Source organism: Thermobacillus sp. ZCTH02-B1 (assembly GCF_002159085.1).
Taxonomy (GTDB): domain Bacteria; phylum Bacillota; class Bacilli; order Paenibacillales; family Paenibacillaceae; genus Thermobacillus.
On sequence record NZ_LZRU01000032.1, the window covers coordinates 44303 to 53216 of the forward strand.

7 protein-coding genes and 1 riboswitch are annotated in these 8914 nt (G+C 64.6%); of the genes, 4 read left to right on the top strand and 3 right to left on the bottom strand.

The features are described 5' to 3' along the window. Positions 1–2: 2 nt before the first annotated feature. Genes purB through purE form a run of 3 tightly spaced genes read right to left on the bottom strand, consistent with a single transcriptional unit; the run spans position 3 to position 3012 of the window. Entirely contained in the window at positions 3–1310 is a 1308-nt protein-coding gene (purB, locus tag A9Z00_RS13205) for an adenylosuccinate lyase (RefSeq protein WP_296978332.1), read from the bottom strand. Between the two features lie 8 nt (positions 1311–1318). Continuing rightward, on the bottom strand, positions 1319–2491 hold the full coding sequence (gene purK, locus A9Z00_RS13210; RefSeq protein WP_296978335.1) for a 5-(carboxyamino)imidazole ribonucleotide synthase: 1173 nt from the start codon (positions 2489–2491) through the stop codon (positions 1319–1321). A gap of 35 nt (positions 2492–2526) precedes the next feature. After that, positions 2527–3012, bottom strand: a complete 486-nt coding sequence (purE, locus tag A9Z00_RS13215; RefSeq protein ID WP_296978321.1) for a 5-(carboxyamino)imidazole ribonucleotide mutase — start codon at positions 3010–3012, stop codon at positions 2527–2529. A gap of 288 nt (positions 3013–3300) precedes the next feature. Continuing rightward, positions 3301–3402, bottom strand: a riboswitch (purine riboswitch). A 360-nt stretch (positions 3403–3762) separates the two neighbouring features. Between purE and A9Z00_RS13220 the strand changes: the two genes are divergently transcribed. From A9Z00_RS13220 to A9Z00_RS13235, 4 genes are all read left to right on the top strand, one after another. Then, on the top strand, positions 3763–4311 hold the full coding sequence (locus A9Z00_RS13220) for a DUF7010 family protein (protein WP_296978323.1): 549 nt from the start codon (positions 3763–3765) through the stop codon (positions 4309–4311). A gap of 397 nt (positions 4312–4708) precedes the next feature. Then, entirely contained in the window at positions 4709–5830 is a 1122-nt protein-coding gene (locus A9Z00_RS13225; RefSeq protein WP_296978326.1) for an ABC transporter substrate-binding protein, read from the top strand. Between the two features lie 89 nt (positions 5831–5919). Next, entirely contained in the window at positions 5920–7284 is a 1365-nt protein-coding gene (locus A9Z00_RS13230; RefSeq protein WP_296978338.1) for an amidohydrolase family protein, read from the top strand. Then, entirely contained in the window at positions 7281–7997 is a 717-nt protein-coding gene (locus tag A9Z00_RS13235) for an NAD(P)H-dependent oxidoreductase (protein ID WP_296978329.1), read from the top strand. Before A9Z00_RS13230 ends, A9Z00_RS13235 begins: the two co-directional genes overlap by 4 nt. Positions 7998–8914 lie beyond the last annotated feature (917 nt).

Below are 8914 nucleotides of genomic sequence, written 5' to 3' on the forward strand. Positions count from 1 at the left end.
CTTCACGCCTCCCGTTCGCTCAGGCCGAGCCTGTCGAAAATGGTGTCCACGTGCTTCAGGTGCCACGACGGGTCGAAGCAGTCGTCGATCTCCTCCCGCGACAGCATGCCCGTGATCTCGGGCGATTCGAGGAGGATGTCGCGGAAATGGCGCTGCGTCTCCCAGGCCCGCATCGCCAGCGGCTGCACCGTGTCGTACGCCTGCTCGCGGCTCCAGCCCTTGTCGATCAGCTTCGTCATGACGCGGCCGGAGAACGGCACGCCGAAGGTCCGCTCCATGTTGCGCTTCATGTTCCCGGGGAAGACCGTCAGATTCCGGATAATGTTCCCGAGCCGGTTCAACATATAGTTGATCAGCATCGTCGCGTCCGGCAGGATGACGCGCTCCACCGAGGAATGGCTGATGTCGCGCTCGTGCCAGAGCGGGACGTTCTCGTAGGCCGAGAGCATGTAGCCGCGCACGACGCGCGCCAGTCCCGAAATGTTCTCGCAGCCGATCGGATTGCGCTTGTGCGGCATCGCGGACGAGCCCTTCTGCCCCTTCGCGAACGGCTCCTCGACCTCGCGGAACTCGCTCTTCTGCAGCGCGCGGATCTCGGTCGCGAATTTGTCCAGCGACGTCGCGATGAGCGCCAGCGCCGCCATGTAATGCGCGTGCCGGTCGCGCTGCAGCGTCTGGGTCGAGATCGGCGCCGGCTGGATGCCGAGCTTCGCGCAGACGTATTGCTCGACGAACGGATCGATGTTGGCGTAGGTGCCGACCGCGCCGGAAATTTTGCCGTACTCGACACCTTCGGCCGCCCGGTTGAACCGCTCGAGGTTGCGCTTCATCTCCTCGTGCCAGAGCGCCATTTTGAGGCCGAAGGTCGTCGGTTCCGCGTGCACGCCGTGGGTGCGGCCCATCATGACCGTGTACTTGTGGCGGATCGCCTGCTCGCGCAGGATTTCGATGAAGTTCTCGAGGTCGCGCCGGATGATCGCGTTCGCCTGCTTCAGCAGGTAGCCGAGCGCCGTGTCGACGACGTCGGTGGACGTCAGGCCGTAGTGCACCCATTTGCGCTCGGGGCCGAGCGATTCGGACACCGCGCGCGTGAACGCGATGACGTCGTGGCGCGTCTCCTCCTCGATCTCGTAGATCCGGTTGATATCGAAGCGCGCGTTGCGGCGCAGCGCCTCGACATCCTCCTTCGGGATGACGCCGAGCTCGGACCACGCCTCGCAGGCGAGCAGCTCCACCTCGAGCCAGGCGCGGAACTTGTTCTCCTCGGTCCAGATGGCCCGCATCTCCGGTCTGCTGTATCGGTCCAGCATGTTCGCTTTCACACCTTCCAGATCTTCGTCTCGTCCATCCACGCGAGCGCGTCTTCGACCGAAGAGGCGAGGACGTTCACGTGGCCCATTTTGCGCTTCGGCGCGGCATCGCGCTTGCCGTACAGATGGAGCGACGGCTTCACCCGGAGCCTTGCCGCCGCCTCGTCGGGTTGCGCGAATCGCGCGATGACCGGCTCCAGATGCCGGCCGAGCACGTTCACCATGACGACCGGCGTCAGGAGCGCCGGGTCGCCGAGCGGCAGGTTGCAGATCGCCCGGACGTGCTGCTCGAACTGCGACGTGCGGCAGGCGTCCATCGTGTAGTGGCCGCTGTTGTGCGGCCTCGGCGCCAGCTCGTTCACGAACAGCCCCTGCTCCGCCGACCAGAACATCTCGACGGCGATCAGGCCGACGACGTTCAGGCCCTCCGCGATCCGCACCGCGAGCTCCTCCGCCTCCCGCCGCACGGCCTCCGGCACGCGGGCGGGCACGATCGACAGGTGCAGGATGTTCTCGACGTGGACGTTCTCGGCGGCCGGGAACGTCCGGATCTCGCCGCGCGGGCTGCGCGCCGCGATGACGGACAGCTCCTTGTCGAAGCGGATGAACTGTTCGAGGACCAGTTCGGTCTTCGCCCTGCTCAGCGCGTCGTAAGCCGGCTCGATCTCCGCTTCGCTGCGGATGACCCATTGGCCCTTGCCGTCGTAGCCGCCGGTCGCCGTCTTCAGCACGCAGGGGAAGCCGAACCGTCCGGCCGCCTCCCGCAGGTCCCCGAGGCTGCGGATTTCGGCGTACGGCGCGACGCGCGCGCCCGCCGCTTCCACGGCCCGCTTCTCGCGCAGCCGGTGCTGCGTCGTGCGCAGAAGTGCGCTTCCCTGCGGCACGTACGCTTCCGCCTCCAGCAGGGCGGCGACGTCCGCGTCGACGTTCTCGAATTCATAGGTGATGACGTCGGCGCGCCGCGCAAGCTCGCGGGCGGCTTCGACATCGTCGTAGGCCGCGACGATCTGGTCCGCGACCTGGCCGCAGGGGGCGTCCGGCGTCGGATCGAGCGCGACGAACCGGTAGCCCATCGCGCTGCCCGCAAGCGCCATCATGCGGCCGAGCTGGCCGCCGCCGAGCACGCCGATCGTCGCGCCGGGCAGGATCGTCCGCGGCTCCGCGCGGAAACCGCCGGGCAGCGCGGCAGCCGTTGTCCGCAGATTCGCGCCCGCGCTCACAGCGTCTCACTGCTTTCGATCACTTCTTGCGCGATCCGCTTCCGCCGCGCCTCGATGCGCTGCGCGAGCTCCGGATCGAACGCGGCGAGGATCTGCGCCGCGAGCAGGCCGGCGTTCGCCGCTCCCGCGTTGCCGATCGCGACCGTCGCGACCGGCACGCCGGCCGGCATCTGCACGATCGACAGAAGCGAATCGAGCCCGTTCAAGTTCGAGGACTTGACGGGCACGCCGATGACCGGCAGCGTCGTCTTCGCGGCAACCATGCCGGGCAGATGCGCGGCGCCGCCCGCGCCGGCGATGATGACTTTCAGTCCGCGCGCCGCCGCCGTCTCGGCGTATTCGAACATCAGATCCGGCGTGCGGTGCGCCGAGACGACCCGCTTCTCGTACGGAACGCCCAGCTCTTCGAGGATGTCGCAGGCATGCTTCATCGTCTCCCAGTCCGACCTGCTGCCCATGATGACGCCTACGAGTGCTGTCATGAGAAACCTTCTTTCCGCCTGTGTATTCGTCGATGCATCCGCCGAACCGTCACGCGGCCGGCAGGGCATCGGATCCTTGTTCTCATCTTCCCCCGCCCGGGCCGGCGGCATGAAAAAAATCCGCCGCGCCTCCCTTGCGGGAGCTGTCACGCCGACGGACTTCGAGCCTGCGGATGCCGGACGGCGGGCCGGATTCCCCGCGCGCCGCCGGAACGTTCCCCCGCGGAGGCCGCACGGGAAGGAATCCGGACAAGACAGCACAAGGCTGCCCCGTCCGGGGCAACCCGCGTCCTGTCGCCGCTGGCTCGTAGTCCGGAAATTTACGGTTCCCGGGTAGAGACGTCCGGGCCATATTCCCGGACTTATACGAGCGTCGAATCTTATGGTTGACAAAATATTCAGCCACCATCAGTGTACCAGCGGCGGGGGGCGAATGTCAACCGAAAAGACGAACATTTTATGTCGTCAAATCACGAACGTTCGTATTTTTTGCTCGTCCGACCCGCCGGACAACTGCCACCGGATGTCAAATAACTGCACATTCCCCACCGTAAGCCGAATAAAGCCGTCCGGCCGCACCGCTTTCTCCCGGCCATCCTCCCGTCGTTCCGTCCCGCGCGATTTCCGCTGGCAAACCCGTTCCGGTTGTGCTACGATCGACTGCGTGCGCCTCGGATGGCGCCGCCGCGGAAACGCCGATTCCGGCCGACCGAGAACCGACAAGCGACTTTCCCGAGAAGGAGACATTCTATGCATTATCGGAACATGACGCTGGACGAACTGAAGGACGATCTGATCCGAAGCGCCCGGAAAGGCTACCCCGTCTTCATCGCGGGCGCCCTGTACTGGCTGGCGATGGGGACGCTCGGTTTCTTCCTCGAAGGCCAGACGCTCGCGCTTTGCTATCTGCTCGGGGTCGGCGGCATTTTTCCGCTCGGGCTTCTGCTCGGCAGGCTGCTCAAGGCCGACCTTACGTCGAAAAATCCGCTCGGCGCGCTGGGCGGCATCGTCGGCGGCATCCAGGCGTTCTTCCTGCCCCTGTGGATCGTCATCTACCTGGAGCGGCCCGAACTGGTTCCGTTCGCGATCGGGCTGCTGGCGGGATCGCATTTTCTTCCCTATACATGGATCTACCGGAGCAGAACGTACCTGTTCCTCCCGTTCGCGATGGCGGCCGCGTCGTTTTTCCTCGGCTACGTCTTCGACCGGCTCGCGTTCTCGGCGCTGCCCTTCGCGATGGCGGTCATCTACCTGGCCGCCGCCGCCGGACTGGCGGCCGAGTCCCGCCGGGCCGGCTGACAACCGGAAACCCCGTTCCGGTTTCCGCACCCTGGCGCCTGCAAATGCGTCCTCCCAATGAGCCATCCTTCGGCCCGGGCCGCCCCGGCAATCCAACCGGCGTCCGCCTCGTCACCGCGGCCCGGCCGCAGCGCCATTCCCGATGACCCCCTCCCGGTTATGCCATCCGTCCGTCCCCGAAGGCTTCCCCAAAAGCTTCCTCAAAAATGAAAAACAAAACCTGACGCATCCTCCCCGCCTTTTGTGGATCGGCACAAAATTCCCGCCTGCGTTTGTTTTTGCTTATAGGTTTGTGTAATCAATCTTAACACCATCATGGCACTCTCTTAAAATGGGTGCAAACAAAGAAAACGTCCATGCATCCATGGGCAGGCGCAACCATGACGGAGGTGGGAGTATGGAGAGAGCGAAGGAGCGGGGCGCACGAGGGGAGCGAATCGGATCGGCGTTCATCCGGCAGACGGCGGCCTTCCTCTGCCTGATCGGGATCGTCGCCCTGGCATCCGCCTGCGGCGGCAACGGCGGGCGGCCGACGCCGACGCCGGCGCCGGCCGATACCGGGACGGCGTCCGGCGGAGAGAAGAAAGAGACGGAGGCGGCCGATACGGAAGGCGAATCCGCCGGGCAGCGGGAGCTGGTCAAGGTCACCCAGGTGACGAACTGGTTTGCCGAACCCGAACACGGAGGCCAGTATGCCGCGCTGATGAAAGGATTTTACGAGGAAGCCGGTCTCGACATGACGATCCTGCCCGGCGGTCCGCAGGTATCCGCAACGCAGATCGTCGGCTCCGGCAACGCCGAATTCGGCATGACCCAGGCCGACAGCCTCCTGCTCGCCCGCGAGCAGGGCATTCCGATCGTCGCGATCGCCGCCACCTTCCAGAAAAATCCGCAAGGGTTGATCTACCACGCCGACCAGGACATCCGGGACTTCCCCGACCTGAACGGCCGGACCGTATTCGTGGCGCCGGGCGCGGCCTATTGGGAATATCTGAAAAAGAAATACGACCTCAAGGTCGAGGAACGAAGCTATACCGGGTCGCTGGCCGGCTTCATCAGCGATCCGGCGTCGGTCACGCAGGGGTACATTACGTCGGAACCTTTCTCGCTGAAACAGCAGGGCATCGAGACGGGCATGCTGCTGCACGCCGACGCCGGATACGACCCGTACGCCAACGTCCTGTTCACCACGGAAAGGATGATCCGGGAGCGGCCGGACCTGGTCCGGGCGTTCATCGAGGCGTCCGTCAAAGGCTGGGATTACTACAAGGATCATTACGAAGAGATCCATCCGTTCCTCCGGGAATACAATCCGGATCTGACGCTGGAAGCGATGGAATACGGGGCGAAAGCCCAGATGGACCTCGTCTACGGCGGAGACGCGGCGGAAGGCGGCGTCGGCATCATGACGGAAGAACGCTGGCGGACGCTGGCGGACCAGATGCTGGAGATCGGCATGCTGAAAGAGGACCCGGATGTGACCAAGGCGTTCACCAACGAATTCCTCCCGGCCCGATGAAGCGGCATCAGCCGGTCGCCATCCGGATTCGGTCCACCCGTTGCAGGGATTTATATTTTCTAAGGAAGGAAGGGATCCCGGTGAGCAAGATGGTGCTGTACAATGTCCGCGTTCCGCTGCTGGACGGGGACGGCGGCGGAGGGCTGTACACCCTCGAGGCGGAAAACGGGAAATGGTCGGCCGTCATCCCGCAAAGCGGGTTTGTCCATCCCCCCGGTGCGGTTCCGCTGGATGCCTGGGACGGGCGGATGCCGGAACCGCCCGTCCGGTTCGATGCGGGCGGGAAAATCCTGTTGCCCGGGCTCGTCGACGCCCACATGCATTTGGACAAATCGTTCTCCCTTCCCTACGTCGGCAACGCATCCGGCACCCTGGAGGAGGCCGTCCACAACTATGCGGAAGCCTGCCCGTCCTTTTCGAAGGACACGATCCGACAGCGGATGCTGCGGGCGGCGCTCCTCGCCGTGTCCTACGGCACGTCGGCGATTCGCACGCACCTGGACTTCCATGTGGAGAAGGGCCGGGACGTCGCCATGCGCACGGTGGAGGCGGCGCTGGAAGTGAAGGAAGCCCTGAAACCCTACGTGACGATCCAGCTGTTCCCGCTGATTCCCCAGAACCACATCACCCCCGGCACGATGGAACTGGCGGAAGAAACGATCCGGATGGGCGTCGACGGCATCGGCGCGGCGCCCCACCTGTCGGACGATCCGAACACGGGAATCGACCGGATCTTCCGGCTGGCCGAGCGCACGGGCTGCCCGGTCGATTTCCATACGGACGAAAGCGACGATCCCGCCGTCCGCACGGTCGTGCACATCGCCCGGCGGACAATGGAGCTGGGCTTCTCCGGCCGGGTGACGGTCGGCCACCTGTGCTCGCTCGCCGCCATGAGCGACGAGGAAGCGGAACCGATCATCCGGCTCATGGCGGAGGCCGGCCTGAAGGCGGTATCGCTGCCCGGCGCCAACCTGTATCTGCAGGGAAGGCATGACCGCTATCCGGTCCGGCGCGGCGTGACGCGCATCCGGGACATCGCCGCGGCGAGCGTCCCCATCGCCGTCGCGTCCGACAACATCCACGACCCGTTCCATCCCTTCGGGCGGGGGGATCTGCTCCTGATCGCGCTGATTGCCGCCTATGCGGCACACCTGGGCAGCCCGTCCGACATGCGGAAGCTGCTTCGCATGATCACGGTCGTCCCGGCCGGCATTCTCGGGCTGGCCGATTACGGCGTGCGGGCGGGATGCCGGGCGGATTTCGTCATCTTCGACGCCGACTCGCCGGAGATGCTCCTGACCCTGCTGCCGGAGCGCCGCTGGGTGTACCGCGGAGACCGGTGGCTGCGAATCGCCGCGCCCCCCGCCGGCTGGAGCGAGGCCGCGCTGCAGCGATACTGGGACGAGGCCGCCTCCCTGCCGGTCTGGATCAACCGGGAGGAGAAGGCCGGATGACGCCCGCCCATATCCTGGTCATCTACTACAGCGCGTACGGCCACGTCTTCCGGATGGCGCAGGCCGCGGCGGAAGGGGCGTCGGAAGCGGGATGCCGGGTGCGCGTCGTGCGCATTCCGGAGATGGAATCCGAGAAGAACCGCAGGGTGTATCTGGACAAACGGGGCCGGTCCGGCCCCTTTCCTTCGGGGCTCGATGAGCGGTTCAAGCCGGAAGCGCGCTTCAAAATGTATGAAACCGCGCTCGAATGGCAGAAGGACATTCCCATTGCCACCAACGACGACCTGCGCCGGGCGGACGGGATCCTCTGGGGGTTCCCCACGTATTACGGCATGATGCCGTCCCAGGTGAAGCTGTTTCTCGAGTTCGCCGGCGAATTGTGCTCGCAGGGAGCGCTGGAAGGGAAGCCGGCCGGATTCTTCACGAGCGCCGGCTCCATCCATACGGGCCACGAGGCGACGCTGCTCACGTCGATGGTGCCCCTCTTTCATTTCGGCATGATCATGGTCGGCCTGCCCTACACGGAAAATCCCGAATATCTCACGGGCGAGGCCATCGGCTGTTCGCCGTACGGGGCGTCCACCCTGGCGGGGCCGGACAGCTCGCTCACCCCCGATCCGCGAGAACTGCTGATGGCCAGGCGGCTGGGCCGGCGGGTGGCGAACGTCGCCGCCGCCCTGAAAGCGTCCGGCTTCATCCGGCATCCGGACTGATCCGGTCCATGGACAACCGCGGACCTTGATCCGACCCGGTCGGGCGGGGCCCGAACCCGCGTATAGTACCGCCGGACACGCACTTAACGGTCCCGCGGACCGTTAACTTGCCTCTTCACCCCGTTCGAGCGACCGTTAACGGTCCCGCGAACCGTTATCCACCCCAATCGGGCGGGGCAAGCCCCGCCGAACGCGCACTTTACGGTTCCGTGGACCGTTAACTTGCCTCTTCACCCCGTTCGAGCGACCGTTAACGGTCCCGCAGACTGTTAATCGCCCGTACGGGCAAAACCGGCCCGCACCACGGCAGACAGATCGGCCGACCCGGCCTCACTTTTTTCGGCGGCTTGTTCCTCAACACCAGATTTTTCAACCCATTGCGTTCGTAATCGCGCGCGTATTTTTCCTCAATCTCAGACTCCCGCGCGAAGTGTTCCTTCGTCAACCGGGCGACGGAACCGATCTCTCTCAGCAAATCCCGACGGGACAACCGGCTCTGCAGCAACTGCCTCAATACAGGCGGTTTTCCAGTCAGGATTTTAAATGAACAGGGAGTCAAGCGGACTTTTTCCGCTCGGCTCCCTGAACTTTTGCGTCTATGGCTGCCTTCTTGAGCATATTTTTTTATCCTAAATTTCGAAAGCCCATTGTTTCGGTAAAATCACGAGATGTTAGCGCATAACACCCTGTAAATAACAGGGAAGTTCCCAGCCAGACAACTCCCCGTCAGCGTTGAAAGGTATTCCTCCCCCCTCCCCCACCGCAAGGGGCTTTTGGTTTTCCATGTAAAATTGTGGGAATCTCTAACCTGACATGGTCGCCAGCCGCGCTTCGATTCGCTTCCACGCATGGCGGTATGGAAAGTCGTGAGCCAGTTTCAGGATGAGCTTCCGGCTGTGCCGAACGATCGTCGCCGC

Excerpts from the sequence above, each read along its gene's own strand:
- purB (WP_296978332.1), bottom strand. The coding sequence starts at position 1,310 with ATGCTGGACCGATACAGCAGACCGGAGATGCGGGCCATCTGGACCGAG.
- purE (WP_296978321.1), bottom strand. The coding sequence starts at position 3,012 with ATGACAGCACTCGTAGGCGTCATCATGGGCAGCAGGTCGGACTGGGAG.
- A9Z00_RS13220 (WP_296978323.1), top strand. The coding sequence starts at position 3,763 with ATGCATTATCGGAACATGACGCTGGACGAACTGAAGGACGATCTGATC.
- A9Z00_RS13225 (WP_296978326.1), top strand. The coding sequence starts at position 4,709 with ATGGAGAGAGCGAAGGAGCGGGGCGCACGAGGGGAGCGAATCGGATCG.
- A9Z00_RS13230 (WP_296978338.1), top strand. The coding sequence starts at position 5,920 with ATGGTGCTGTACAATGTCCGCGTTCCGCTGCTGGACGGGGACGGCGGC.
- A9Z00_RS13235 (WP_296978329.1), top strand. The coding sequence starts at position 7,281 with ATGACGCCCGCCCATATCCTGGTCATCTACTACAGCGCGTACGGCCAC.